The sequence below is a fragment of the Rhodococcus sp. 14-1411-2a genome (assembly GCF_002259485.1).
Lineage (GTDB): Bacteria > Actinomycetota > Actinomycetes > Mycobacteriales > Mycobacteriaceae > Rhodococcoides.
The window spans coordinates 445,907-470,830 of the sequence record NZ_NPGA01000020.1 but is presented as its reverse complement, the minus strand read 5'-3'; the positions used below and the strand labels follow the sequence as shown (position 1 = coordinate 470,830).

Here is a 24,924-nt window from a genome sequence, read left to right as displayed (position 1 = left end):
TCGAGCACATCGACGATCGGCAGGCGAGTGGGTCAGCGCGCCGCGTGCGACCGATCGCCGAGCTGTTGCAGGAATGTCCACGCATCGGCCACGATCCGATCGAGATCGGTCAGCTCCGGCGTCCATTTCAACTCCTCGACTGCGCGCGAGCTCGAGGCGATCAACACGGCAGGGTCACCGGCACGACGGGGAGCATGTTCGACGGCGATGGGCAGACCGGTGACGCGCTCGCAGGACGAGATGACCTCGTGCACGGAGAATCCGGTGCCGCTGCCGAGGTTGTAGATGGTGTGCTCGCCCGGTTGTGCGGCATCGACAGCGAGTATGTGCGCCTCGGCGAGGTCGGCGACGTGGATGTAGTCGCGAACAGCCGTACCGTCCGGAGTTGGCCAGTCGGTGCCGAACACCGAGATCTTCTCGCGCTGCCCGAGTGCGACCTGGAGCACGAGCGGAATCAGGTGGGTCTCGACGACGCGATTCTCTCCGAAACCGTTGTAGGCGCCGGCGACGTTGAAGTACCGAAGGCTCGTGGCGGCGAGGCCGTAGGCCGCGGCGTACGACGTGATCGCGTGATCTATCGCGAGTTTGGTGGCACCGTAAGGATTGGTGGGGCGGGTGGGTGCGTCCTCGGTGATGGGGGTCTTCTCGGGCTCGCCGTACGTGGCGGCGGTCGAGGAGAACACCAGCTTCGCGGTGCCGGATGCACGAATGGCATCGAGCAACGCCAGCGAGGTGACGACGTTTCCGCTCCAGTACTTGTCGGGCGAGACCACCGACTCGCCGACGAGAGATTGCGCGGCGAAGTGCAGGACGGCGTCGAACCCGCCGCCGATCAGTACGTCCGCGGCGACGTCCTTGATGTCGCCTTCGACGAATGTGGCACCACCGGGCACGGCGTCCCGGTTACCGGTGGACAGGTTGTCCACGACCACGACCTCGTGACCGCGCTCGACGAGCACAGCCGCGCAGACGCTGCCGACGTAGCCAGCACCACCGGTAACCAGAAGCTTCACTGTTCGTTCTCCCTCACACGCGTCCGACGCCGTCGTCGGTGTGAGGTCAGACCTTCTTCACCTGGACGGCGTGCGCCATTTCCTCGGATATGTCGACACCACTGTGTCCTGGCACCGTGATCGTGACCGACCCGGGCTTGGCTTCGACTGTAACCCGAGCATCGGGGACCACGCCTGCTTCGCGAAGCTGAGCGATGACCTCCGGGTCGGACTGAACGTGCTCGGCGAGGCGTCGCACGACGACAGCGGTCGGCTGGCCGACGGGCACATCCGTGAGGCGGATGAGAGCTTCCGGTGCGAGAGTCGACTGGCCGGGACCGAGTTCCTCCAGACCGGGGATCGGGTTGCCGTACGGCGAGGTGGTCGGGTTGTTCAGGACGGTGACCAGACGTCGCTCGACCTCCTCGCTCATCACGTGTTCCCAACGGCACGCCTCGGCGTGCACGTCTTCCCAGCGCAGACCGATGATGTCCACGAGCAGACGCTCGGCCAAACGGTGTTTGCGCATGACCGCGACCGCCAGGCTTCGGCCCTTCTCGGTCAGCTCGAGGTGTCGATCGCCTGCGACGGACAACAGCCCGTCTCGCTCCATCCGAGCAACGGTTTGGCTGACGGTGGGACCACTCTGTTCGAGCCGTTCGGCGATTCTCGCGCGGAGCGGAATCACGCCCTCTTCTTCCAAATCGTAGATCGTCCGGAGGTACATCTCCGTGGTGTCGACCAGATCCTTCACACTCAACCCCTTCGTCGGGCTCGATCCTACCGTCAGCGCCCCGAAATGAGCGCTGCACCCAGCCGCAGCGGGCGCGGCGCACCACAACGGCGTACGCCGTTTCCCATGGCTTCTCACAAGGGGACTGTGGGGACAACACCGGAACCCGGCAACACCATCCCGTCCGACAACGTAGTTTTGTCCGTATGTCTGATCAGGCGACACGCGCCGCCGCGCCCATCCCGAACCGCCCCGAGGACATCGTCGTGTGGAGCGCGGATTACCTCGGCTACCGGTGGAGCGACGACCACCCGATGAATCCGACTCGACTCGATCTGACAATGGCACTCGCTACCGACATCGGCCTGCTCGCGGGCGTCGAACTCGTCGAGCCCACTGCCGCGCCCGATTCCGAGCTCCTCCGATTTCACACCAGCGCCTACATCGAGGCCGTCAAACAGGCACCGTCGCAGGGCCCGGCTCTGCGAGATCCCGACGACGTCGTCCACGGACTGGGTTCCGACGACAACCCGGTGTTTCCGCAGATGCACGAGGCGAGCGCCATGCTCGCCGGTGGTTCTCTGGCCGCCGCCCGCGAAATCGCGTCGGGACGTGCTCGACGCGCGGTGAGCATCGGCGGCGGCATGCACCACGCGATGGCCGACTGGGCCTCCGGCTTCTGCGTCTACAACGACGCCGCGATCGCCATCTCGTGGTTGCTGGACAACGGGTTCGACCGGATCGCCTACATCGACGTCGACGCTCACCACGGAGACGGCGTTCAGGCGGCATTTCTCGGTGACCCGAGAGTGCTCACCGTCTCGTTGCACCAACATCCGGCGACGCTGTGGCCGAACACCGGATGGTCGACCGAGGTGGGAGCCGAACGCGGTGAGGGAACCTCGATCAACGTTCCATTGTTGCCCGGCACCGCGGATCGGTTGTGGCTGCGCGCGTTCCACGCGATCGTGCCGGGTGCGATCGCGGCGTTCGCGCCTCAGATCATCGTCAGCCAGTGCGGTGTCGACAGCCACCGCGAGGATCCCCTCGCGGACCTGGCCCTGACCGTCGACGGCCAGAATGCGGCATTCCTGGCCATGCGTGATCTGGCGGACAAACATTCCGAGGGTCGGTGGTTGGCCGTCGGCGGCGGAGGGTACGGCTTGGTGCGCGTCGTTCCACGGGCCTGGACGTACCTCATCGCTGCCGCGCTCGGTCGCGACATCGACCCGATGTCGGCGTTGCCGGACACGTGGCGGGAGCGAGTACGGACCATGGCACCGAGTGTCGACCTCCCGCAGACGATGGGTGACGGGGGAGACGTCGACTATCCCGCCTGGGACGGACCCGGGGGATCCCTCGCCGGGACCGACGGCACCGACAGGGCGCTCGAGCGCGTCGACTCGGCCATCATCGCCACCCGTCGAGCAGTGTTTCCACTGCTCGGACTCGATCCGGAGGACCCGCGTGACTGATCCGACCGACAGCCCCTCGGACGAGGAGCCGGCCGTTGCGGCGTCGGACCCGAGTGACAAGGAACCGCGCGACCAGGAACCGAGCAACCAGGAACCGAGCGACAAGGACCTGGCCAGAGAGCGAGCGGAAACATCCTTTCCGCGGCACTGGGTTGCCGACGTCCTGACCTCCGACGGCGGTGTGGTGCACCTGCGTCCCATCGTCCCGTCGGACTCCGAACGGATCGTCGCATTCCACGGCCGGTTGTCCGAGCGGACGAGATACCTGCGGTATTTCGGCCCGTACCCCACGATGCCGCAGCGTGACGTGCTCAACTTCACCACGGTCGATCACCACGACCGGGTGGCGTTCGTCGCAGTGCTCGGTGACGACATCATCGCGGTCGGCCGCTACGAGCGACTGCCCGAGGGAGACGGCAACTCCGCCGAGGTGGCCTTCGTCGTCGCCGACGCACACCAGGGTCGCGGGCTGGGTCCGATCCTGCTCGAACACCTCGCCGGAGCGGCCGCCGAGAACGGTGTGAACATGTTCGTCGCCGAGGTGCTCGCCGAGAACCGGAACATGGTCACCGTCTTCCGCGAAGCGGGATACCAGGTCAGCCGGTCCTTCGAGGGTGGTGTGCTGCGACTGGAGTTCGCCATCGACCCCAGCGAAGCTCTGCTGTCGGTGCGCAATTCCCGTGAGCGTGCCGCCGAGGCCCGCAGTGTGCGCAATGTACTGAGCCCACGATCGGTGGCCGTGATCGGAGCGTCGACGGACAGCTCGAAGGTGGGCAACGCCGTTCTGGCGAATCTGCTGGCGGGCAACTTCACCGGGCCCGTCTATCCCGTCAACGCCGACCATCGTTCGGTTCGCGGGGTCCGCGCCTACGCCACGGTGCACGACATCCCGGATCCGGTCGATCTTGCGATCGCAGCGGTACCGGCCGATGCGATCGACGCGGTACTCGACGACTGCCTCGACAAGGGCGTCAAAGCGTTGCTGGTGGTGTCGGGTGGATTCGGCGAGACCGGACCCGCGGGGCAGGAGAGCGAGCGCAGGCTGGTGCTCGCGGCGAGGGCGCACGGAATGCGGTTGATCGGGCCCAACGCGCTCGGTGTGGCGAACACCGATCCCGAGTTCGGTCTGAACGCCACTCTGGCTCCGCATCTGCCCACTCCGGGCAACGTCGGGTTCTTCTGTCAGTCCGGTGCCCTCGGCATCGCGATTCTGGACGAGGCCGCCAACCGCAGGCTCGGACTGTCGACCTTCGTCTCGGCCGGAAACCGCGCCGATGTGTCCGGTAACGATCTACTGCAGTACTGGGATTCGGACCCGGCCACCGAGGTGATCCTGCTGTACCTCGAGAGCTTCGGTAATCCCAGGAAGTTCACCAGGATCGCCCGACGGGTGGCGCGCAGCAAGCCCATCATCGCGGTCAAGAGCGGCCGCGGGGCCGTGCCGCCCGCACATGCGATCGGTGCCGACATCGACGACTCCATCGTGCGCGCACTGTTCGCTCAGGCCGGAGTCATCCAGGTCGACACCATCTCGGAACTCTTCGATTGCGCGGTGCTCTTCGGAAATCAGCCGCTGCCCGTCGGACCGAGGGTTGCCGTGGTGGGAAACTCGACCGCGCTCGGGGTGTTGGCGGTCGACGCTGCGCGGGCCAAGGGCTTGCATGCGAGCAGCCCGATCGACGTCGGTCCGCAGGCCGGTCCCGAGGATTTCGCCGCGGCCGTGTCGTCGGCACTGGCCGCGTCGGACATCGACGCTGTCATCGTCGTGTTCGTACCCCCGGTGGCGGTGGAGGTGGAGCCGTTCGCGACCGCGCTCGGCAACGCCGTCCGTGGATCCGACAAGCCCGTACTCTCGACGTTCCTCGCTACCGAGGGCATTCCGGACGTCCTGGCGGTCCGGGGGCCGGGTGGATACCCCATCCGCGGTTCGGTGCCCTCGTACTCGAGCCCGGAGCGAGCGGTTGCCGCCCTCGCCGCCGCGTGGCGCTACTCCGCGTGGCGGTCGCGACCGGTGTCGAACCTGGTCCGGCCCAAGAGCATCGATTCCGAACGCGCCAAGCAGCTGGTCGAGGGCTGGCGTTCGGCAGGCAGTCACGGACGGTGGCTCTCCGACTTCGAAACCGCCGAGTTGCTGGGCTGCTACGGACTCGACGTCGTCGCTTTCCGGACGGTGACCGACGAGGACGAGGCCGTCGCAGCGGCAGACGAACTCGGCTACCCGGTGGCGGTCAAGGCGACCGGTGAACGGTGGCGGCACCGGCCGGATCTCGGTGGAGTGCGCCTCGACATGGCGGACGCGTCCGCGGTGCGGGTGGCGTATCGCAATCTGGCGGCAGACTCGGGCGAGCCGTTGTTGCACGTCCAGCGCATGGCGGTCAAGGGAATCGGCTGCGTCGTACGCGTACAGGACGACCCGTCGTTCGGATCGCTCATCTCGTTCGGTCTGGCCGGCGTCATCTCGGACCTGCTGGGCGACCGTGCCTATCGGGTACTTCCGCTGACCGAGGACGAGGCCGCGCAGCTGATCGACGCGCCCAAGGCGGCTCCGCTGCTGTCCGGATATCGCAATGCGGTGCCCGTCAACAAGAATGCCCTGATCGACCTCGTGCAGCGGATCTCGGCACTGGCAGAAGATATCGCCGACATTCGCGAGATCTCGTGCGAGCCGGTTCTGGCGTCCGCCGACGGCGCACAGATCACCGATGCGCGCGTTCGCATCGGTCCGGAACCGACCAAGGCCGATCTGGGCCCGCGTCGATTGCGCTGACCGAAGACCGGCTTCGAAAAGGCAGAAGCCGAGGCGACGTCCCAGGGGGAGAGGACGTCGACTCGGCTACCGCACGAGGTGGCGCGAGCGGGGATGATCACCGCTGCGCCACCGGTCGGTGGTGACGTTCAGCTGGCGTAGGACCGCAGCTTCTCGGCGCGGTCGCCCTGCCGAAGCTTCACCATCACCTCGCGCTCGATCTGACGGACACGCTCACGGGAGAGCCCGAAGAGCTTGCCGATCTGATCGAGGGTGCGGGGCTGTCCGTCGTCCAGGCCGTATCGGAGACGGATGACCTGCTGCTCCCGCTCGTCGAGAGTGCCGAGAACGACGCGAACGTCGCTGTGCAACAGTCCGGCGATGACGGCATTCTCCGCGGACGTCGCCTCGGAGTCCTCGATGAAGTCGCCGAGGGGTGCTTCCTCGTCGCTGCCCACCGGCATGTCCAGGCTCACCGGGTCGCGGCTGTGGTCGAGCAGGTCGGCGATCTTCTCCACCGCGATACCCGATTCGCTCGACAACTCCTCGTCCGTTGCCTCGCGGCCGAGCTGCTGATGCAGTTCACGCTTGATCCTGGCCAGCTTGTTGACCTGTTCGACCAGGTGGACAGGGAGCCGGATCGTGCGGCTCTGATCTGCCATCCCGCGGGTGATGGCCTGACGAATCCACCAGGTCGCGTAGGTCGAGAATTTGAAGCCCTTGGCGTAGTCGAACTTCTCCATCGCGCGGATGAGTCCGAGGTTGCCCTCCTGGATCAGGTCCAGCAAGGGCATCCCGCGCCCGGTGTAGCGCTTGGCAAGAGACACGACCAGGCGAAGGTTCGCTTCGAGGAGATGGCTGCGGGCGGCACTGCCGTCGCGAACGATGATGGCGAGGTTGCGCTTCTTGACCGCGCTCAACCTCTTCGTGTTCTCGAGAACCTGCTTCGCGTACAGACCAGCCTCGATCCTCTTGGCCAGATCTACTTCCTCGGCAGCCGTCAGCAACGCGGTGCGGCCGATTCCGTTGAGGTACACGCGAACGAGATCGGCTGCTGGGCTCTGGGCGTCCAGATCGGCGTCGGTCGGCCGTGGACGAATCGTGGTGCTGGGGCTGGTCATGACTTGCCTCCTGGTCGGTGGTGTCTCACAGGGTTCAACGCTCGGGAGACTCCGATAAGTTCCCACGCCGATCCGGTGGATACCCGCGTGACCAGGGATTACGTCATGTTCGTCCTGAGAAGTTGCTGAGAAGTGAAACCGCCGGGAACGGTCGCTCTCGTGGGGTGACGTCCGGGACTCATCGGGCCGGCAGAACCAGGCCGTGCCGGACGAGCCCCTGCATCATCGTCACCGCATGCTGTGCCAGTTCCTCTGCGTCCTCGTCGTGCGCAGCAGCGAGCAACTCCACCAGTTCACCGACCGGTAGGCCATCGGGTCGCAGCCCGGCGAGCAGAGCCGCACCGAGTTCGTCGACGTCGTGCTGCCACTGCGGGCCGTTTCCGCGATGGACTCGCACCGCTACCGGAGCCCAGCCCTCGTCGCCGGGGAGATATACCCGTTCGAGTGCGGTGTTCGGTTCCAGAGTCAGCACCGAGTCGAGGATGTCGTGCTCTCGCAGCCAGTCCAGCCGCGCGAAGTACTCGATCGCTTCGTTGCCCAGCGGGTCGGAGAAGCCGTGCGTGAGCTCCTCGGCCAGAAGGTCGGTCGGCGCATCGGTACTGCGGAGATAGACGAACCCGAAACCGATTCCTTCCACGTCGGCGGCAGCGAAGTGATCGAGCCAGGACTGTGCCACCGCGGCCGCGTCGGGATCGCGGGGATCGAGTCCGCCGTCGCGCATCCACGTGCCCACGTACAGCGCGGGATCGGCGACGTCGCGCTCGACGACCCAGGCGTCGATCCCGTGCGCGGGAAGCCACGACGCCACGCGAGCACGCCAGTCCTCGCCGCGGACGTGCACCCACGAGGCCAGGATGGCAGCGGTACCACCGAGCGTCAGGTGGTCCGGGGCCCGGCCGATCATCAGAGCGCTCGCGCCGTCGAGATCGAGGCCGGAATCGCGGTACGAATGCAGCACTTCGGCGCGGCCGACGACGAACGGCGGGTTGGCGACGATGCGATCGAATCGACGCCCGGTAACCGGCTCGAACCACGAACCGTGCAGAAACTCGACGTCGAGGCCGTTGAGCGCCATTGTCGCCGCCGCGAGGTCCATCGACCGCGGACTGATGTCCGTTGCGGTCACCTGCGCCGCGTAGTCGCAGGCGTGGACGGCCTGGACGCCGCAGCCGGTGCCGACGTCGAGAACGCTGGTCACCGGGGACGTGGGGGTTCCCCGCAGCAGCGACAACGAGGCCTGGCCGACGCCGAGCACGTGGTCGCGAGCAGTCTCGGCGACGCGCATGCTGCCGTCCGGATCCGAGACGATCCATCGGGTTCCGTGTCCGGCGTCGAGCGGTCGAATGTCGAGCAGCGTCCGCACCGTCGACCCGGAACGGGTCAGGATCCCGGCCGAGACGGCGTCGTCGACCGTCAACGGTGCGATGGCGTCGGCGACGTCGGACTCGGCGCAGTCGTCGACGAGCAGGAACAGGCGCACCAGAACACCCAGCGCGCCGCCGTCCCGACTGGCGTTGCGGACCGGCACCGGCTCGCTGCGACCGAGGGCAGCATGGGCGTCGTCCCCGAGCAGCGTCAGCACGCCGTCGGCGTCGTACCCCGCCCGCTCGAAGGCATCACGAAGACCGGCGCAGGCGAGGACGAGCGGGGACGTGGAGTTCGGTGCAGTCACGACGCAAGTGTCGCATCGGCGAGGGCCGGTGCGTCAGTCGTCGCCCGCTTCGATCACCCGGTGGTTGCTCGATTCCAGTTGCGGCCTGTCGACGGTCCGGTAGTCGTACCGGCTCATCTCGTCCTTGGTGCGGGGCGGCCGATCGTTGGCGATCAGCACAGCCATCCACGGCAGAGGAATGGACGCTCCGACTATTGCCATGGAGATCCACGGGTTCATCCACATCCCGTACGCGATGGCAGCCAACACCAACGCCGGAATGCGGAACGACATGATGAACATGTATTTGCGGACGCGAGCTTTGTGCTGCTCCTCGACCGACTGCTGCGCCTCGGTGATAAGGACGGGCCCATCCGGCGAGTCGCTGTACGCGCTTCCGTCGAACCCTGGGGTTCTCGTCATACCTCCACTGTGGCACTACTGCTCACAGAATGCTTGCAACGAGCTTGTGCAACCGGTTACCCCTCGATGGGGATTCACGGATTAATCTGTGTCCATGAGCACTCAGACGAAGGACCGTCCCGATATCGCACCGGACGAAACCACGGAAGACGACCGGCCGAAGTTCTTCCACTACGTGAAGAAGAACAAGATCGCCGAGAGCGCAGTGATGGGTACGCACGTCGTCGCGCTGTGCGGTGAGGTGTTTCCCGTCACCAAGTCGGCGAAGCCCGGATCACCGGTGTGCCCGGACTGCAAGAAGGTCTACGAGGGCCTGAAGAAAGGCGACTGAGCACCGTCTCCCGGGTGTCGGTCGGGGGTCGGCTCGGGACGCCCCGAGCGGGCGCGGTCGCCGGACAGTTTGATCGGCCCCGTGGCGAGCCGTCGGGCGACAGCGGTCACCGGCCCCGACGGCTTGTCGTCGGTTGCGGTCTGCGCTGCGATCCACTCGCGCATCTGGTCCATTCGTGTTGCCCGTGCAGGTGAGAACTCCTGGATCGTCGCGTTGAACTCGGCCCCGAGCACGACGGCGAAGCCGAGGAAGAACGTGAACAGCAGAAACGCGATGGGTGTCGCCAGGGCGCCGTAGGTGTACCCGGTGCTCGTCACCCAGCCGAGGTATCGACGCAGGACCGCGCTCGCGATCATGAAGAACACCCCGGCCAGCAGAGCGCCGCCGAGGAGACGATGCCACGGCAGCGAGGTGTGCAGAGCAACCTTGTACAGCGTCGTCAAACCCATGATCAGCAGTAGACCGACGGCCGGGTAGTAGAAGAAGTCGACGAGCTCGCTGCCCACCGTGATCCACGAATCCGGCAGGATCTGCTGCACGTACACCGGTCCGAGGGCGACGAGCGGAAGCACGAAGACCGCGATCACCAGGAAACCCACGTAGAGAAGCAGCGCGAAGAACCGCTGCCAGACGGGGTTTCGCGCGTCGGCCTGGCCGTGCGCTTCCACGATGGAATCGACGAACGTCGAGATCGCCGACGACCCGGCCCACAACGAGAGCAGAAAGCCCACGGACACGATCTCTCCGCTGCCCTGAGCGAGGACGTCCTTGACCGTCGGCGCGATGATCTGGTCCACGACGCTGCCGCTGAACAGGGTGTTGCTGAACGTGATGATCTTGGACTCGATGATCTCGACGGTGTTGGGTCCGAACCATCCGCCGACGAGTCCCAGACTGCCCAGCACACCGAGCAGCAGCGGCGGCAGTGACAGCGTCTGCCAGAACGCGGCCGTTGCAGCCTTGCTGAAGATCGAATCGTCCCACGCTTTGCTCAGAGTGCGCACAGTCACTTTCCACACCGCGTGTAGCGGTTTTCTCGCCGACAATCGTTCCGGTGGTGGAGTTCCGCCTGCAGACTCGCTCATGGTTCCTCCAGCATTCCTGACGAAAGGCGTCTTCGCCTAACAGCCGACTCGCCGTGTCGCATCCGACTCGCCGTGTCGCATCCGACTCGCCCCAGCGATGCGGGATCGGTCGGTGCGGAGCGATAGGCTCCTCGGCGGACACTGCAGGGCTACCGAGAGCGCGAGGAATTTACATCGATGCCAGGAACCGGCGGCCAGTGAGCGCTGACATGTTCGATCCGACACCACCATCGACCGAGCAGCCTGCCGCTCCCACGAGCGGGGGAGCACCGCTGCGCGCGTGGCAGCGACGGGCGCTGACGAAGTATCTCGTCGCCTCGCCCAAGGACTTTCTCGCGGTCGCAACGCCCGGCGCAGGCAAGACGACGTTCGCCCTTCGGGTGGCTGCCGAACTGCTGGCCCATCGCACCGTCGATCAGGTCACCGTCGTCGCGCCCACCGAGCACCTCAAGCACCAGTGGGCGGAGTCGGCGGCCAGGGTCGGCATCGCATTGGACTCGCGCTTCTCGAACTCGACCGGGCAGACCTCGAGCGACTATCACGGCGTGGTCGTGACGTACGCGCAGATCGCATCGCACCCGTTCAAGCATCGGGTGCGCACCGAATCGCGTAAGACTCTCGTGATTCTCGACGAGATTCACCACGGCGGCGACGCGAAGAGCTGGGGTGAAGGCATTCGCGAAGCGTTCGGAGACGCCACGCGACGGCTCGCACTGACCGGTACGCCGTTCCGCAGCGACGACAGTCCCATTCCGTTCGTCAACTACGAACCGGATCAGGACGGCCTGATGCGGTCCAAGGCCGATCACGCGTACGGCTACTCCGATGCTCTTGCGGACGGCGTCGTCCGCCCGGTCGTGTTTCTCGCGTACTCCGGAGAGGCGCGCTGGCGGGACAGTGCCGGTGAGGAGTACGCCGCCCGGCTCGGTGAGCCGCTCAATGCCGAACAGACCGCGAGGGCATGGCGCACCGCACTGGATCCGCAGGGCGACTGGATGCCGGCCGTGCTGTTGGCGGCGAACACGCGTCTCGCGCAACTGCGGGCAGGAGGCATGCCCGATGCAGGCGGTCTGGTGATCGCGACCGATCAGACGGTGGCGCGGGCCTACGCGAAGCTGATCGAGGTGATCACGGGGGAGACACCGGCGATCGTGCTGTCCGACGACCCCACGTCCTCGGCTCGCATCGCCGAGTTCGGCAAGAGCGATCAGCGTTGGATGGTCGCGGTTCGCATGGTGTCCGAGGGCGTCGACGTTCCGCGACTGGCCGTCGGTGTCTACGCGACGAGCGCGTCGACCCCGCTGTATTTCGCGCAGGCCATCGGCCGCTTCGTGCGGTCTCGGCGCAAGGGGGAGACCGCGAGCGTCTTTCTGCCGTCGGTACCGGTGCTGTTGGATCTCGCGTCGCAGCTCGAGGCGCAGCGCGATCACATTCTCGGAAAACCGCACCGGGAGAAAGACGGTTTCGACGACGAGCTGTTGGCCGACGCCAACAAGCAGAAGGACGAACTGGGCGAGGAAGAGAAGGCGTACACCTCGCTGGGTGCGGATGCGGAACTGGATCAGGTGATCTACGACGGCTCCTCGTTCGGTACCGCGACGTTCTCGGGCAGCGACGAGGAAGCCGACTATCTCGGTCTGCCCGGCTTGCTCGACGCGAAGCAGATGCGCGACCTGTTGCGTCAGCGTCAGCAAGAGCAGATCGACAAGCCCGCTGCGGGCCCTGCGGTGCCGGCTCCTGCCGTCGTCAACGACAGGGCCACCAGTGCGGGCCAGTTGGCCGGCCTGCGGCGTGAATTGAACAGTTTGGTCGCGGTGTACCACCACCGCACCGGGAAGCCGCACGGGGTGATTCACGGCGATCTGCGTCGTATCTGCGGCGGCCCGCCGACGGCGATGGCGTCGGCCGATCAGTTGGGCGAGCGAATCGCGCAGTTGCGGAAGATGTAGGGCCACGGGCGGAACCGGGCACGAAAAAGACGGACGGTTTGATGACCGTCCGTCTTCTTCGTGTTCGTCGATCGTGGCGAACCTGTTTCCCCCGACACAAAAGGTGGGTTACACCGTGGAGTCCGATTCGGTCATCACCGTTGCGTTCACTTCACGCAAACGGGCTTCGTGCTCGGTGGCGTGGTGACCGCAGAAGAGAAGTTCTCCACCGGTCGAGAGCACGACACGCGCGCGAGCCCCTGCACCGCACCGGTCGCACCGGTCCGCTGCTGTCAATTGTGGGCTGGTCAATGTTCCGGGCATGACTCCTCCGTACTGGCTTGCGGGTTGTCCCGTTCGCCTGGGGCCGGTCCGCCGCGTCGGTATGGCGCGGTTCGTTCACTCTGTCAGACGTATGGCGGTCACGCGTTGTTCCCGAGCGCGTTTCTTTGTGTTGTCACTAACACGAAACATGTCCCACGAGCAGGAACATCTCCCAGAGTGTTCGCTGAGAGCTGATACCGGTTCACGCGAGCCACGGCAGTAGGGTCGCCGATGTGTCTTCGACTTCCACTTCGCTCTCCGGCGCATCGAAGCTCGGTATTCCATCCCTGTTCGTCATCGGCGCGGTGTGTATGTACGTCGGCGCGGCGATCGGGGTGTTCCTGTTCGACGTCGTCGATCCGGCAGCGGTGGCGTGGCTGCGCGGCTTCGGTGCGGCGCTGGTTCTGGTGCTCTGGCGACGGCCGTGGCGGCGCAGGGCGGGCACCGGCGGTGCGTGGACCGTGCGTCGGGCGATCACGGCCGCCGCGTTCGGCGGTGCGACGATCGGCATGAACGCAATGTTCTACGAGGCGATCGCCCGGCTTCCCCTCGGCGCGGCGGTGGCCATCGAGTTTCTCGGGCCGATCGCGGTCGCTGCTGCCGGGTCGAGAAGGCCTGCCGATGTGTGCGCGTTGCTCCTGGTGGTGGCCGGTGTCGGGGCCATCGCTTCCGCGCAGTTCGAGGGCGGTGAGGTGGGGCTGGTCGGGATCGCGTTCGCGCTGGGCTCGGCGGCCCTGTGGGCTGCCTACATCGTGCTGGGCAAATCTGTTGCCGACGCAGGCCAGGGACTCGACGACATGGCTGCAGGGTTCGGAATCGCGTCCGTACTCCTGGCCGTGCCGTTGTTCGGACCGTTCGCGGCCGCGCACTCGAATGCGTTGGGAGACTGGCGGATCTGGGTTCTCGGATTGGGCGTCGGGCTGCTGTCGAGTGTGGTTCCCTACGTTCTCGATCAGTACGTCCTGGTGCGAGTGGGCCGGGCGCGCTTCGCATTGTTGCTGGCGCTGCTTCCGGCGACGGCGACGGTGGTCGGTGCCGTGGTGCTGACCCAGATTCCGACGGCTCTCGAGGCTCTGGGAATCGTGGCTGTCATCGCTGCCGTCGTCGTCGGTGGCCTGCCGGCCCGCAGAGATCGTGGCGTTGCCGACATTCCACCGCCCTGAGCCGCACTCGACACTGCAGAATGGAACGGTGACCAGCAAGCAGGACGACCTCGTTCACATCTGCACGGCAGGGGAGTGGCTCGCGATGCGCGGTCGGGCCGAATACACCCCGGACTCGTACGATTCCGTCGGGTTCGTGCACCTGTCCACACCCGAACAAGTGCACCTGCCGGCGAATCGGCTCTTCTCCGGGCGCACGGATCTGGTTCTGCTGCGCATAGATACAGCTCGTCTGACGGCACCCGTTCGGTGGGAACCGGGGGTACCGACAGATCCGGAGTCGATGGTTTTCCCGCACCTGTACGGACCGCTACCGATCGCGGCCGTGACCGCGGTCGTCGACTATCGGCCGGGGCCGGACGGAACGTTCGGGGTGCCGCAGGTGTGACGGCATCCACGCCGCAAAAGAACAACGACCGCTGATCACTGTGATCGGCGGTCGTTGTTCGAGATGGAGCGAACGAATCAGTCCAGGTAGTCGCGCAGTACCTGAGAACGCGACGGATGACGCAGCTTGGACATGGTCTTGGACTCGATCTGACGAATCCGCTCGCGGGTCACTCCGTAGACCTGGCCGATCTCGTCGAGCGTGCGGGGCTGTCCGTCGGTGAGACCGAAGCGCAGGCGTACCACCCCTGCTTCGCGCTCGGACAGAGTCTCGAGGACCGACTGCAACTGATCCTGCAGCAGGGTGAACGACACGGCATCCACGGCCACGACGGCCTCGGAGTCCTCGATGAAGTCACCGAGCTGGCTGTCGCCCTCGTCGCCGATGGTCTGGTCGAGGGAGATGGGCTCACGCGCGTACTGCTGGATCTCCAGCACCTTCTCCGGCGTGATGTCCATTTCCTTGGCGAGCTCCTCCGGGGTGGGCTCGCGGCCCAGATCTTGGAGGAGCTCACGCTGGATGCGTCCGAGCTTGTTGATGACCTCGACCATGTGCACCGGGATGCGGATGGTGCGGGCCTGATCGGCCATGGCCCGGGTGATCGCCTGCCGGATCCACCACGTGGCGTAGGTGGAGAACTTGTAGCCCTTGGTGTAGTCGAACTTCTCGACCGCGCGGATCAGACCCAGGTTGCCTTCCTGGATGAGGTCCAGGAAGGCCATGCCGCGACCGGTGTAGCGCTTGGCCAGCGAGACGACGAGTCGAAGGTTCGCCTCGAGGAGGTGGTTCTTGGCGCGGTTGCCGTCACGGCAGATCCACGTCATGTCGCGACGCTGCGCAACGGGAAGCTTCTCGCCCTTCTCCGCGGACTCTCGCATCTTCTCGACCGCGAACAGGCCTGCCTCGATGCGCTTGGCCAGCTCGACTTCCTCTTCGGCGTTGAGGAGTGCGACCTTGCCGATCTGCTTGAGGTAGGCACGCACGGAGTCGGCGGACGCGGTGAGCTCGGCGTCCTTGCGGGCCTGACGCAGCGCCTCGGATTCCTCTTCGTCCCAGACGAAGTCGCCGGACGCCTTGTCCTCGGCAGTCGGCTCGGCGGTGGCGTCTTCCTCGGTGTCGTCACCGGCGGCGACCACCTCGACGACATCGTTGGCGGCAGCGGCGAGGTCGCCCTCGGAGATGTCGATGTCCTCGATCCCGGGAGTGCTCTCGTCGGCGTCGTCGGAAGCCGGAGCAGCTGCTGTCTTCTTCGCTGCGGCCTTCTTCGCCGGGGCCTTCTTGGCTGCGGCACGCTTGGCCGGTGCCTTCTTTGCCGGTGCCTTCGCAGCGGGTGCCTTGACAGCAGGTGCAGGTGTCGCAGACTCGGTTTCGGAATCTACGGTCTGACGGATATCGGTGGCTGCCACGTACGCCCTTTCGTGACGAAGTCGTGCGGCGTCACGCCAGAGTTGTTTCCGGCGGAGAGGTCTTCGGATTCGGCCGGCTGCGTACCGGCACACACCATTGTAACGACCTCTCAGGAGTTTGTTACCGACCCTCGCCCTACGCAGGTGGCAACCCGCGTGTCAGTCCAGCGATCCGGCGGACGTACCGGTCTCGGCGGACGGTACGGCGGAGTCCGCTGCGAGTGCGGCACCGACGATCCCGGCAGTGTTCAGCAGGGTTGCCGGAACCACGGGTGTGCGATTGGTCAGGTGCGGAATCCACTTCTCGCTCTTGCGGCTGATGCCGCCGCCGGCGATGAAAAGATCCGGCCACAGCAGCGCCTCGAACGTCTCGAGAACCTTCGAGACCTCCTTGGCCCACTCCTTGTAGGACAGGCCCTGGTTCTCCTTCACCGACGACGCCGCACGATGCTCGGCCTCCCTGCCGTCGATCTCCATGTGGCCGAATTCGGTGTTGGGAAGCAGAACGCCGTTGTGCAGCACGGCCGAACCGATCCCGGTGCCGAACGTCAACAGCACGACGACGCCGTCCCTGCCCTTGCCGCCGCCGTACTTGTCCTCGGCCACTCCGGCTGCATCCGCGTCGTTGAGCACGGTGACGTTCTCGGTGCCGATGGCTTTCGCGAACAGCGCGCGGGCGTCGGTGTCGATCCAGGACTTGTCGATGTTGGCGGCCGAGCGAGCGACACCGTTGGTCACCACTGCAGGCAGGGTGACGCCCACCGGGCCGGTCCACTCGAAGTGCGCGACGATCTCGGCCACGGTGCGCGCGACGGCATCGGGGGTCGACGGTTGCGGCGTCTCGATCTTGTAGCGGTCGCCGACGAGCTCACCGGTGCTCAAGTCCACGATTCCGCCCTTGATGCCGCTGCCGCCGACGTCGACGCCGAACCCGTGGCGCGCCGCCGCAGCGGTGGTGTTGTCCGAACCTGCCTGTGTCATGTGGATGCCGCTCCTGGCGTGATCGAATCCGTGTGATGCCGTCGGTTCCGAACAATAGTGTGTTTCGGCGTTCGTGGGACGGTGACGTCACCGGCGGTCGCTGCGGTGGTGCTCGAACGTCGGTGTGTGTTGCGATGTACGTGTGCCGAAACCAGACCGATCGCAGACCGACACCGCCAGTACACAATTGCCGGAAGAGCAGGTGGCAGCAGAGGGATCGAACACCCGCGAGGTGGACGTGCTGCGCGAGGTCGCCGTACGGGTCGCGACGCGAGCCGCCGAGCACGTCAGGCGACGCCGCCCGGAGGTCTTCGGCGGCGAACCGATCGAAGGTGACGGCGCGGTGCAGTCGAAGAGCACGCCGACCGATCCGGTGACGATCGTGGACACCGAAACCGAGAGCGTCCTCCGCGAGCTGCTGGCGCGGCTTCGGCCGCAGGATGCCATTCTCGGTGAGGAGGAAGGCAGCGAGAACGACTCGCTCGACGGCGTGCGGTGGGTGCTCGACCCGATCGACGGAACCGTGAATTTCATGTACGGAATTCCGGCGTACGCGGTGTCGGTCGCGGTTCAGATCGACGGTGTCAGTGTTGCGGGGGCCGTGGTCGACGTCGCCCGCGAGCTCGTCTACTCGGCCGCTCTTGGGCGCGGGGCGACGGTGGAGCGAGCCGACGGTACCCAGGAGCAGCTGCACTGTTCGGGTGTCACCGATGTGTCGATGACGTTGTTGGCCACCGGATTCGGCTACGGATCCGGTCGTCGCGCGGTGCAGGGCGCGATCATTTCCGAACTGCTGCCTCAGGTGCGTGACATCCGCCGGATCGGTTCGGCTGCGCTCGATCTGTGCATGGTCGCGTCCGGAGTTGTCGACGCACACTTCGAGCACGGGCTCAGTCCGTGGGATTGGGCGGCGGGTGGGCTGATCGCAGCCGAGGCTGGCGCGACGGTCAGGCTGCCTGCTGCCGACAGCACCAGCGCTCAGGGTGCGGTGACGGTGGCCGCTGCCCCAGGGGTCTCGAACGCCTTCCTGGCGGTACTGCGCAGCGCGGGTGCACTCGATCCGATACCCGGCTGACGCGCCGCCGGTCGGTCAGCAGCGCGATTCGCGTGCTGCCGAGAGCAGATCGGCGTCGAGTGGCGCAGGGGCGGCACCGGGTGCGGTACCGGCGAGCGTGCGCAACACTTCCTCGGCGTCGTCGTTGGGCTGGATCTCGCTGAAGTAGGTACCGAGAGCCAGATCGACCGAGTCGTCGGCGCGGGCATCCTGAATCAGTTCGGCGCACGGCGCGACCAGTGACACGGCACTGGCCGCCGCCAGGCCGGCCGGGCCGAACCGAATCTGGCCCTGGCACTGCATGTTCTGATCGACGTAGACCGGATCGTTGCCGACCTGGACGTCCGGTGCGCTGGCGAAACCGTAATCGATGAGCTGGGCGGCGACGAGAGCTGCCTGTCCGCGCTCACCGTTCGCGTTGAAGACGCGCACTTTCGATGCGGACAGGGCCGCAGGCTCGACGTCGAGCAGTGTCGTCGGGTCCACTTCTTCGCCGAGAGGTGCCGGCTGCGTCCCGTCCGTCGCGGCGGTGGTGGTGGGCACGTTGCATTCGGCCGTTGCGGAGGCGGCTTCGGAGGTGGTGAACACCTTGACCCACACGAGCACTCCGAGCAGGGCCAGCACGGCGAAGACCGCGATCATCGGAAACGCGCGGCGTCGACGGAACGGACGACCTCGACCGTCGACCGAATGGCCTTCGGTGATCAGAGAAACCACGGTGATCTTCGCCTTTCCGTCGGCAGTTGCCGAGACCGGTCCACAGAGTCGGTTCACACCGACGCGGTGCCTACTGTAGATGCCCGCGGTCGGTGGGGGCGGCACACTCGGCCGGCACCTACTCCGATCCCGTGCGCGACGCCCGATTCGGAGCCTGAAACCGGGGGCGAGAAGTGTTCTGCGATGCAAGGAATGAAGCCGCCCATCCCGGTGTTGTTGCGGCGTGCAGCCAGGTGAAGGACCAGTCGGCGATTCGGTTTCTGCTTTGCGACCGGCTTCGGCTATTGTCTGGCGGCCGCGGTGCTTCAAGAATCGGACACCGGTGCACGATCGATCAGGTGAGCGAGGTCTCGATCGGGTTTCAACCGGCGAGTTCTGGGAACTACCCGGTGTAGTTTCGGGCACCGCGCGACGACGAACGGTTTGAACAGATACGAACATCGGTGGGAGCGAGCAAGCGCCCTCTTCACAGCCGACGGCCACAAGCCGACCACATCGGCAGCTTTCACCACACACACGCACGAAGATGAGGGGTACGAAGACAATGGCAACCGACTACGACGCACCGAGAAGAACAGAATCCGACGATGTGTCGGAGGACTCGCTGGAAGAACTGAAGGCCCGACGCAACGAGGCTCAGTCCGCCGTGGTGGACGTGGACGAATCCGACACCGCGGAGTCGTTCGAGCTTCCGGGTGCAGATCTGTCCGGCGAGGAGCTGTCGGTTCGGGTCGTTCCCAAGCAGGCCGACGAGTTCACCTGCTCGAGCTGCTTCCTGGTCCATCACCGCAGCCGGCTGGCCAGCGACGCCAACGGTGTACTGATGTGCCGCGACTGCGCGGCGTGACCTTTTCCACACAGACCTGATCCAGCGGGTCAGGTCTGTGTCGACGGTTCCGACCGTCGATCGACGGGTGAATCAGCGCGCTTCGACGCCGTGCGCGGTCAGGACTGCCAGCAGCTCTTCGGGGCGCTTGGTACTGACTAGCCAGTAGGGCGTCGGATCGTCCGGGTCGTCGAGGACCACGATCACCATCTGCTTCACCCAGGTGCGGTGCTGCACGAAGGCCAGTGGATCGAGTTGCCTTCCCAGCGCCGCACTTTTTGCTGTCGCGGGAACGATCGCGGCCTTCGATGCCACATCGAGTGGCAGATGAGCAGACCCGACGCGTAACTCGGTGCCGGTCGCTCCGGTGCCCACCTCGACGCGCAGCCTGCTGAAGGCGAACAACGCCCACGCGATCAGTGGGAGCAACACGACATAGGGCAGCCAGGCCCTGATGCCCGGCGCACCCATGTGGATCTCCGCAGCCAGCAAGACCGCCACGGCCGCACCCGCCGCCCACCACCAGATCGGCACCCAGAGTCGCTCCGAGTACAGCACGGAGTTCGCGGGTGCTGAGGAACCCGTGTGGGGAGTGGAGTCGCCGGACTCCGACGCGTGTTCGGCCTGTCGATCTGCAGTCACGAGTCCCAGGGTAGTCGCCACACCGAGACGGAAGCCGGCCAGCGTAGTCTCGTACGACGTGAGCGACGAAGTCACCGAGTCCGGCAGCGAACCATCCGTCGATCGACCCACCATCCCGTGCCTGCCTTCCGATCCGGTGTCCGAGGTCCTGGTACGCCGACTCGATCCCGAGCTTCCAGTGCCGACGCGTGCGCACGACGGTGATGCGGGCGTGGATCTGCGAATCACGGCTCCGGTGACCATCGCACCGGGCGAACGCGTCCTGGTGGGGACCGGAATCGCGATCGCTCTCCCGTTGGGAACCGTCGGGCTGGTGCATCCGCGATCGGGGTTGGCGGCGAAGTCGGGCCTGTCGGTGGTCAACACCCCGGGCACCATCGATGCCGGCTACCGCGGGGAGATCAAGGTCTGTCTGATCAACCACGACCTGCACACTCCGATCGAACTCGAGCGCGGCGACCGCGTCGCCCAACTGATCGTGCAGCGAGTCGAGTTGGTGACGTTCGTCGAGGTGGACGAGTTGGACGACACCGTTCGAGGGGCCGGTGGTCACGGTTCGACCGGCGGCCATGCGAGTCTGAAGCAGTGAGTTCCGCCACGACGTTCACCGGTGGCAGGCACAGTGGAAGCAACCGAGAAGAAGAGAGCTGAACATGTTCGGACGGCGTAAGAAGAACGACGCCGGCAGTGCCTCCGCGCCCGGTGCGGAGCCATTCGTCGACAGCGTCGAAGACGAAGACGACGGTGTCGAGGCCGCGGACACGACCGCAGACGGGCCCCAGGATCTCGAGGACCTCGACGACGATCGCGAGACCGTCGCCAAGACGCGACTCGACCTCGGCTCGGTGCTGATTCCGCTGCCGGAGGGCGGTCAACTCCAGGTCGAGATGTCGCAGGCCGGTAGCCCGCAGGCAGTGCACATCGTGACGCAGTTCGGGCGCATCACCATCGCTGCCTACGCGGCACCCAAATCGCCCGGTCAGTGGCGCGAAGTGGCAGCCGATCTGGCGTCGTCTCTGCGCAACGACAAGGCCGAGACGACAGTCGAGACGGGTCCGTGGGGACGCGAACTCCTCGGTGTCACGGCCAACGCCGACCTGCGCTTCATCGGAGTCGACGGCTATCGCTGGATGGTCCGCTGCGTGCTGGCGGGTCCGTCGGGTGCGGTGGGCGAGGGCCAACCGCTCGTGCGGCTGGCGCACACGATCCTTCGGCAGACCGTGGTGGATCGGGGTACCGAGCCGCATCCCGTTCGGACCCCGTTGCCGGTGGTGTTGCCGCAGGTACTGGCCGAGCAACTTGCTGCAGCCGCGCAGCAGCAGGCGGCAGCTCAGCAGAACGCTGCGCAACAGGCCGCGCAGCCCCAGGCCGCGGTACCCACCGCAGAACCTGTTGTGCCGCAGCAGGATTCGACGCCGCAGCCGACCGCCGCCGAGCGTGACCGCGCGCCGCGTCGGGGCGCGTCGGGATCGGCGATTCAGCAGCTGGGCGGCTGAGCCTGCGGACCGTCGAGACCGTCGACCGCCGCTCGGCCGAGGCATCCCGGGTCGCGTCCGATGTCGTCCAGGGTCACGGTACGCAGCGCGCAGTTCGGTAGCGCCCGCGCCCACTGTCGAGCCACCTCGATCGGATGGACCGCGTCGTCCACTGCTCCCACGACGACGGCAGGCAGCTCCAGCCGAGCGAGCTCGTGGAGTTCGGGGCTGCGGTGCCGAGCCGCCTCGTCCAGCGCGTCCGGAAGCGCGGGCCACTGGGCAGCCCATGACCTCCGCAGCGTGCGCGCGAGCCACGGCGGGCTCGACGCGGCCATTGCCGCGGTGACGGTGTCGAGCCCCTGTTCACGCAGGGATCGAGCGGTGAACTCCGCGCTCAGGGCCGCGGGGGAGCCGGCCGGGTCTCCGGTCCACGCCGGGAGCGCGAGTGCAACAGCCGCAGTGTTCGATGCGTTGGCCGCGGCCCAGCGAACCGCTACCGCGGCCCCGAGGGATATCCCCGCGATCACGACGCGTCCGTGTCGGTGCGCGGCGTCGTCGAGGGCGGTCAGGTAGCTCTCGACCACCGCGGCCGGGTCGGGTTCGACCGCGATGGTGGTCAATCCCACACTCTCGAATGCGGCCGAGAACGCGTCGGCGGCGAACCGGGCATCGGACCCCGTTCCCGGTAGAACGATCGCATTGCGGGTGTCGAATCGGCTGTGCACGACACGATTGTGCACGCCTTCCGACACCTCCGTAGCGGCGGTTGGTCAGCGTGACACTTGGGGTCTACAGTGGCGAAGTACCCACCCTGACGAGGGAACGACCCCCACCGCTGGAGCGCACAATGGCACCCGCTGCCGCAGGATACTTTCGCCGCCTGACGCGGAAGTTGACAGAGGACATCGATCAACTCGATGCCGAGGAGATGGCCGAAACCTCCGAAGCCTCCGGGGCTCGGCGAGCGTGCGACTGCTTGCGAGGCGAGGAAGTGACCATGCTCGGTCGGTTGCGCAGCGTCGAAGCCTGTTCGAAGGCGGCCAATGCGAACATCGAAGCCGAGTTCTTCGACGGCACCGACACGGTGACGCTGCTCTGGATCGGGCGCCGCAAGATCGCCGGTATCGAACCCGGCAAGACTCTGCTCGTGCGCGGACGTGTCGGCGAACGCGACGGACGCAAGATCGTCTACAACCCCTATTACGAACTGCGCGACGACAGCTGATCGTCGCCGGTATGGCACTCTCGTTGTCGTGACCAACAGTGACGATTCCGTGCCGCCCACGCCGACATCGAACACGCCGGAACTCACAACCGACGCGTCGAACACGGACCGCGTCGAGAAGGTGGCTCCCACCGTCCTCGAACAGCTCGGCGGTCTGAGCGGGCTCGTCTACTCCACCTTGCCCGTCGTCGTCTTCGTTCCTGTGAACAGCTACGTCAACCTGTCGGTCGCCCTCTGGTCCGCTCTGGGAGTTGCCGCCGCGGTGTTGGTGTGGCGGTTGGTTCGTCGCAGCCCCATTCAACCCGCCATCTCGGGATTCTTCGGAGTCGGGATCTGCGCGTTCATCGCATACCGGACGGGAGATGCCAAGGGCTACTTCCTGTTCGGCATCTACACTTCGCTCGCCTACGGTGCGGCTTTCGTGTTGTCGGTGCTCGCGCGCTGGCCGTTGGTCGGCATCATCTGGGGATACCTCAACGGCAAGGGAACGTCGTGGCGTGGCCACCGGCCGGCTGTGCGCTACTACGACGTGGCCACCATCGCCTGGGCATCGGTGTTCGGCGCTCGATACATCGTTCAGTCGCAGCTCTACGACTCCGACCAGACGGGCTGGCTCGCCGTTGCCCGCATCGGCATGGGCTGGCCGCTGACAGGGGTGGCGCTGTTGGTCACGCTCTGGGCCGTGCGTGCTGCCGATCGCGCGCTCGACGCTGCGTCGAGCGCGGACCGCAGTCGGGATCGGCTGTCGTCAGATCAGGCCGACAGCGGAGCGTAGTTCGTTCTCCACCTCTTTGGCCGCGACGAACAGCAGCTCGTCGCCGCCCTCGAGCGGATCGTCGTGCTGTGGAACGATCACTCGACCGCCGCGCAGAATCGTCACCAACGCTGCGTCCCTGGGCAATTGGAGCTTGCGGACCGGCTTGCCGGCCAGGGGGGTGTTCTCCGGCAGCGTGATCTCGACGAGGTTCGCCTGACCCTTGCGGAACGTCATCAGGTGGACGAGGTCGCCTACCGACACGGCTTCCTCGACCAGGGACGCGAGCATTCGCGGCGTCGAGACTGCGACGTCGACGCCCCAGGCGGCATCGAACAGCCATTCGTTGCGTGGATCGTTGACCCGGGCCACCACGCGATTGACGCCGAACTCGGTCTTGGCCAGCAGGCTGAGCACCAGGTTCGCCTTGTCGTCACCGGTGGCAGCGATCACCACGTCGTAATTCTCGAGGTGGGCGGCTTCGAGCAGACTCAACTCGCACGCGTCGGCCAGCACCCATTCCGCTTCCGGGATGGCGGCCTGATCGACGTGGTCGAGTTTGCGTTCGAGGAGCATCACATCGTGTTCGCTGCGGATCAACTCGCGTGCTATGGATCGGCCGACTGCGCCGGCTCCGGCGATAGCGACTTTCATGGCTTCCCGTTCGGGTCGATGGGGGAGGTGGGGAATGTGCGCGCGTGCATCAGTCGTCCGAGGGCGGCGGATTGCCCGCCAGTGCAATGGCTTCGGCGACGGTTCCCGAGACAGCGGCGACGTACACCTCGTCACCGGCTTGGATCACGGTTCGTTTGTCCGGTAGCAGTCCGCTGCCGAAACGGATGACGAACGCGGCCCGCGAGTTGGTGGCTTCCTCGAGTACCGAGAGCTTCTTGCCGATCCAGGCGTCGTGGAAGTCGAGCAGGACGACGGCGACGCTGCCCGACGGATCGCGCCACTTGGTGGTGGGGTCGTCGCGCAGCAGGTTGTGCAGAAAACGATCGGTGGCCCAGGGGACGGTGGCGACGGTCGGGATGCCGAGGCGTTCGTAGACGGCGGCGCGCTTGGCGTCGTAGATCCTCGCGACCACTTTGTCGACGCCGAACGTCTCTCGTGCGACGCGGGCGGAGATGATGTTGGAGTTGTCGCCGGACGACACGGCCGCGAAGGCCTCGGCCTTCTCGATTCCCGCGCTCACCAACACATCTCGGTCGAACCCCATGCCGACGACGCGATGGCCGGCGAAGTCGGGGTCCAGACGCAGAAAGGCTGTTTCGTCGCGGTCGATGATCGCTACCTCGTGTCCGATGCGTTCGAGCGCCCCGGCCAGCGATGCGCCGACGCGGCCACATCCCATCACAACTACGTACAACGCCCAGCTCCGTCCCGATCTCGATGGTCGACCACTGCCGACCGACACTGCCATGACCGGCAGGCGTGCACCAACGTATCGGGGGATCGGCCACCGTACGGATCGAGGGTGCGCT

General features: G+C 66.2%; 26 protein-coding genes. 12 read left to right on the top strand and 14 right to left on the bottom strand.

Annotation, left to right across the window (positions count from 1 at the left end; all coding sequences use genetic code 11):
* Positions 1 to 32: 32 nt before the first annotated feature.
* Positions 33 to 1,013 (bottom strand): UDP-glucose 4-epimerase GalE, encoded by a 981-nt coding sequence (gene galE / locus CH291_RS23155; protein WP_094642029.1) that lies wholly within the window; start codon positions 1,011 to 1,013, stop codon positions 33 to 35.
* A gap of 46 nt (positions 1,014 to 1,059) precedes the next feature.
* Positions 1,060 to 1,746: a metal-dependent transcriptional regulator gene (locus CH291_RS23150; RefSeq protein ID WP_094688740.1), complete on the bottom strand. Its 687-nt coding sequence runs from the start codon at positions 1,744 to 1,746 to the stop codon at positions 1,060 to 1,062.
* 185 nt (positions 1,747 to 1,931) lie between these two features.
* Here CH291_RS23150 and CH291_RS23145 point away from each other — a divergent pair, with 185 nt between their 5' ends.
* Together CH291_RS23145 and CH291_RS23140 are read left to right on the top strand one after the other, a co-directional pair.
* Positions 1,932 to 3,200, top strand: coding sequence for an acetoin utilization protein AcuC (locus CH291_RS23145; protein WP_068050656.1), 1,269 nt, complete (start codon positions 1,932 to 1,934; stop codon positions 3,198 to 3,200).
* Between the two features lie 109 nt (positions 3,201 to 3,309).
* Positions 3,310 to 5,967 carry a bifunctional acetate--CoA ligase family protein/GNAT family N-acetyltransferase gene (locus tag CH291_RS23140; protein ID WP_094642396.1) on the top strand — a complete coding sequence of 886 codons (2,658 nt, stop codon included), beginning with the start codon at positions 3,310 to 3,312 and terminating at the stop codon, positions 5,965 to 5,967.
* 128 nt (positions 5,968 to 6,095) lie between these two features.
* Here CH291_RS23140 and CH291_RS23135 read toward each other — a convergent pair whose 3' ends face one another.
* From CH291_RS23135 to CH291_RS23125, 3 genes are all read right to left on the bottom strand, one after another.
* Entirely contained in the window at positions 6,096 to 7,067 is a 972-nt protein-coding gene (locus CH291_RS23135; RefSeq protein WP_032377730.1) for a sigma-70 family RNA polymerase sigma factor, read from the bottom strand.
* A 178-nt stretch (positions 7,068 to 7,245) separates the two neighbouring features.
* Positions 7,246 to 8,739: a DUF7782 domain-containing protein gene (locus tag CH291_RS23130; RefSeq protein ID WP_094688739.1), complete on the bottom strand. Its 1,494-nt coding sequence runs from the start codon at positions 8,737 to 8,739 to the stop codon at positions 7,246 to 7,248.
* A gap of 33 nt (positions 8,740 to 8,772) precedes the next feature.
* Positions 8,773 to 9,141, bottom strand: coding sequence for a DUF3099 domain-containing protein (locus tag CH291_RS23125; RefSeq protein ID WP_068050653.1), 369 nt, complete (start codon positions 9,139 to 9,141; stop codon positions 8,773 to 8,775).
* 94 nt (positions 9,142 to 9,235) lie between these two features.
* On the opposite strand from CH291_RS23125, the gene CH291_RS23120 reads away from it, so the two are divergent.
* On the top strand, positions 9,236 to 9,472 hold the full coding sequence (locus tag CH291_RS23120) for a DUF3039 domain-containing protein (RefSeq protein WP_068050652.1): 237 nt from the start codon (positions 9,236 to 9,238) through the stop codon (positions 9,470 to 9,472).
* Here CH291_RS23120 and CH291_RS23115 read toward each other — a convergent pair.
* Complete coding sequence (locus CH291_RS23115) at positions 9,445 to 10,557, bottom strand: YihY/virulence factor BrkB family protein (protein ID WP_068050651.1); 1,113 nt, start codon at positions 10,555 to 10,557, stop codon at positions 9,445 to 9,447. The two genes, CH291_RS23120 and CH291_RS23115, sit on opposite strands and share 28 nt — an antisense overlap.
* A gap of 209 nt (positions 10,558 to 10,766) precedes the next feature.
* Here CH291_RS23115 and CH291_RS23110 point away from each other — a divergent pair, with 209 nt between their 5' ends.
* Complete coding sequence (locus CH291_RS23110; RefSeq protein WP_094688738.1) at positions 10,767 to 12,506, top strand: DEAD/DEAH box helicase; 1,740 nt, start codon at positions 10,767 to 10,769, stop codon at positions 12,504 to 12,506.
* A 108-nt stretch (positions 12,507 to 12,614) separates the two neighbouring features.
* Here CH291_RS23110 and CH291_RS23105 read toward each other — a convergent pair whose 3' ends face one another.
* Positions 12,615 to 12,809: a DUF7455 domain-containing protein gene (locus CH291_RS23105; RefSeq protein WP_027496884.1), complete on the bottom strand. Its 195-nt coding sequence runs from the start codon at positions 12,807 to 12,809 to the stop codon at positions 12,615 to 12,617.
* A gap of 233 nt (positions 12,810 to 13,042) precedes the next feature.
* Between CH291_RS23105 and CH291_RS23100 the strand changes: the two genes are divergently transcribed.
* On the top strand, positions 13,043 to 13,972 hold the full coding sequence (locus CH291_RS23100) for an EamA family transporter (protein WP_068050649.1): 930 nt from the start codon (positions 13,043 to 13,045) through the stop codon (positions 13,970 to 13,972).
* Between the two features lie 28 nt (positions 13,973 to 14,000).
* Entirely contained in the window at positions 14,001 to 14,360 is a 360-nt protein-coding gene (locus tag CH291_RS23095; protein WP_068050648.1) for a DUF952 domain-containing protein, read from the top strand.
* A gap of 77 nt (positions 14,361 to 14,437) precedes the next feature.
* On the opposite strand, the gene CH291_RS23090 is transcribed toward CH291_RS23095, so the two are convergent.
* Positions 14,438 to 15,766, bottom strand: coding sequence for an RNA polymerase sigma factor (locus CH291_RS23090; RefSeq protein WP_068050647.1), 1,329 nt, complete (start codon positions 15,764 to 15,766; stop codon positions 14,438 to 14,440).
* A gap of 159 nt (positions 15,767 to 15,925) precedes the next feature.
* A complete protein-coding gene (gene ppgK, locus CH291_RS23085) occupies positions 15,926 to 16,747 on the bottom strand; it encodes a polyphosphate--glucose phosphotransferase (protein ID WP_094688737.1) in 822 nt (273 codons plus the stop codon).
* A 187-nt stretch (positions 16,748 to 16,934) separates the two neighbouring features.
* On the opposite strand from ppgK, the gene CH291_RS23080 reads away from it, so the two are divergent.
* Positions 16,935 to 17,822 (top strand): inositol monophosphatase family protein, encoded by an 888-nt coding sequence (locus CH291_RS23080; RefSeq protein ID WP_373455163.1) that lies wholly within the window; start codon positions 16,935 to 16,937, stop codon positions 17,820 to 17,822.
* Between the two features lie 15 nt (positions 17,823 to 17,837).
* On the opposite strand, the gene cei is transcribed toward CH291_RS23080, so the two are convergent.
* Positions 17,838 to 18,518, bottom strand: a complete 681-nt coding sequence (gene cei / locus CH291_RS23075; RefSeq protein ID WP_068050645.1) for an envelope integrity protein Cei — start codon at positions 18,516 to 18,518, stop codon at positions 17,838 to 17,840.
* 544 nt (positions 18,519 to 19,062) lie between these two features.
* Here cei and CH291_RS23065 point away from each other — a divergent pair.
* A complete protein-coding gene (locus tag CH291_RS23065) occupies positions 19,063 to 19,365 on the top strand; it encodes a DUF4193 domain-containing protein (RefSeq protein WP_027496891.1) in 303 nt (100 codons plus the stop codon).
* A 72-nt stretch (positions 19,366 to 19,437) separates the two neighbouring features.
* Here CH291_RS23065 and CH291_RS23060 read toward each other — a convergent pair whose 3' ends face one another.
* Positions 19,438 to 19,902 carry a DUF3093 domain-containing protein gene (locus tag CH291_RS23060; RefSeq protein ID WP_068050644.1) on the bottom strand — a complete coding sequence of 155 codons (465 nt, stop codon included), beginning with the start codon at positions 19,900 to 19,902 and terminating at the stop codon, positions 19,438 to 19,440.
* A gap of 220 nt (positions 19,903 to 20,122) precedes the next feature.
* On the opposite strand from CH291_RS23060, the gene dut reads away from it, so the two are divergent.
* Together dut and CH291_RS23050 are read left to right on the top strand one after the other, a co-directional pair.
* On the top strand, positions 20,123 to 20,575 hold the full coding sequence (dut, locus tag CH291_RS23055; protein ID WP_094642394.1) for a dUTP diphosphatase: 453 nt from the start codon (positions 20,123 to 20,125) through the stop codon (positions 20,573 to 20,575).
* Between the two features lie 64 nt (positions 20,576 to 20,639).
* Positions 20,640 to 21,482, top strand: coding sequence for a DUF3710 domain-containing protein (locus CH291_RS23050; protein ID WP_094688736.1), 843 nt, complete (start codon positions 20,640 to 20,642; stop codon positions 21,480 to 21,482).
* Here CH291_RS23050 and CH291_RS23045 read toward each other — a convergent pair.
* Positions 21,464 to 22,186, bottom strand: a complete 723-nt coding sequence (locus CH291_RS23045) for an alpha/beta fold hydrolase (protein ID WP_256980954.1) — start codon at positions 22,184 to 22,186, stop codon at positions 21,464 to 21,466. The two genes, CH291_RS23050 and CH291_RS23045, sit on opposite strands and share 19 nt — an antisense overlap.
* 122 nt (positions 22,187 to 22,308) lie before the next feature.
* Between CH291_RS23045 and CH291_RS23040 the strand changes: the two genes are divergently transcribed.
* Positions 22,309 to 22,686, top strand: a complete 378-nt coding sequence (locus CH291_RS23040) for an OB-fold nucleic acid binding domain-containing protein (RefSeq protein ID WP_068050637.1) — start codon at positions 22,309 to 22,311, stop codon at positions 22,684 to 22,686.
* A gap of 121 nt (positions 22,687 to 22,807) precedes the next feature.
* Entirely contained in the window at positions 22,808 to 23,461 is a 654-nt protein-coding gene (locus tag CH291_RS23035; RefSeq protein ID WP_094688903.1) for a DUF3159 domain-containing protein, read from the top strand.
* On the opposite strand, the gene CH291_RS23030 is transcribed toward CH291_RS23035, so the two are convergent.
* Both CH291_RS23030 and CH291_RS23025 read right to left on the bottom strand, forming a co-directional pair.
* Positions 23,435 to 24,094, bottom strand: coding sequence for a potassium channel family protein (locus CH291_RS23030; protein WP_068050636.1), 660 nt, complete (start codon positions 24,092 to 24,094; stop codon positions 23,435 to 23,437). The two genes, CH291_RS23035 and CH291_RS23030, sit on opposite strands and share 27 nt — an antisense overlap.
* 49 nt (positions 24,095 to 24,143) lie before the next feature.
* Positions 24,144 to 24,809: a potassium channel family protein gene (locus tag CH291_RS23025; RefSeq protein WP_037190085.1), complete on the bottom strand. Its 666-nt coding sequence runs from the start codon at positions 24,807 to 24,809 to the stop codon at positions 24,144 to 24,146.
* Between the last annotated feature and the right edge of the window lie 115 nt (positions 24,810 to 24,924).

Bases quoted from the DNA above. Each gene is read 5' to 3' on its own strand.
- CH291_RS23145 (WP_068050656.1), top strand. From the start codon at position 1,932: ATGTCTGATCAGGCGACACGCGCCGCCGCGCCCATCCCGAACCGCCCC.
- CH291_RS23110 (WP_094688738.1), top strand. From the start codon at position 10,767: ATGTTCGATCCGACACCACCATCGACCGAGCAGCCTGCCGCTCCCACG.
- CH291_RS23065 (WP_027496891.1), top strand. From the start codon at position 19,063: ATGGCAACCGACTACGACGCACCGAGAAGAACAGAATCCGACGATGTG.
- CH291_RS23115 (WP_068050651.1), bottom strand. From the start codon at position 10,557: ATGAGCGAGTCTGCAGGCGGAACTCCACCACCGGAACGATTGTCGGCG.
- CH291_RS23040 (WP_068050637.1), top strand. From the start codon at position 22,309: ATGGCACCCGCTGCCGCAGGATACTTTCGCCGCCTGACGCGGAAGTTG.
- CH291_RS23135 (WP_032377730.1), bottom strand. From the start codon at position 7,067: ATGACCAGCCCCAGCACCACGATTCGTCCACGGCCGACCGACGCCGAT.
- CH291_RS23105 (WP_027496884.1), bottom strand. From the start codon at position 12,809: ATGCCCGGAACATTGACCAGCCCACAATTGACAGCAGCGGACCGGTGC.
- CH291_RS23030 (WP_068050636.1), bottom strand. From the start codon at position 24,094: ATGAAAGTCGCTATCGCCGGAGCCGGCGCAGTCGGCCGATCCATAGCA.
- CH291_RS23125 (WP_068050653.1), bottom strand. From the start codon at position 9,141: ATGACGAGAACCCCAGGGTTCGACGGAAGCGCGTACAGCGACTCGCCG.
- CH291_RS23050 (WP_094688736.1), top strand. From the start codon at position 20,640: ATGTTCGGACGGCGTAAGAAGAACGACGCCGGCAGTGCCTCCGCGCCC.
- ppgK (WP_094688737.1), bottom strand. From the start codon at position 16,747: ATGACACAGGCAGGTTCGGACAACACCACCGCTGCGGCGGCGCGCCAC.
- CH291_RS23120 (WP_068050652.1), top strand. From the start codon at position 9,236: ATGAGCACTCAGACGAAGGACCGTCCCGATATCGCACCGGACGAAACC.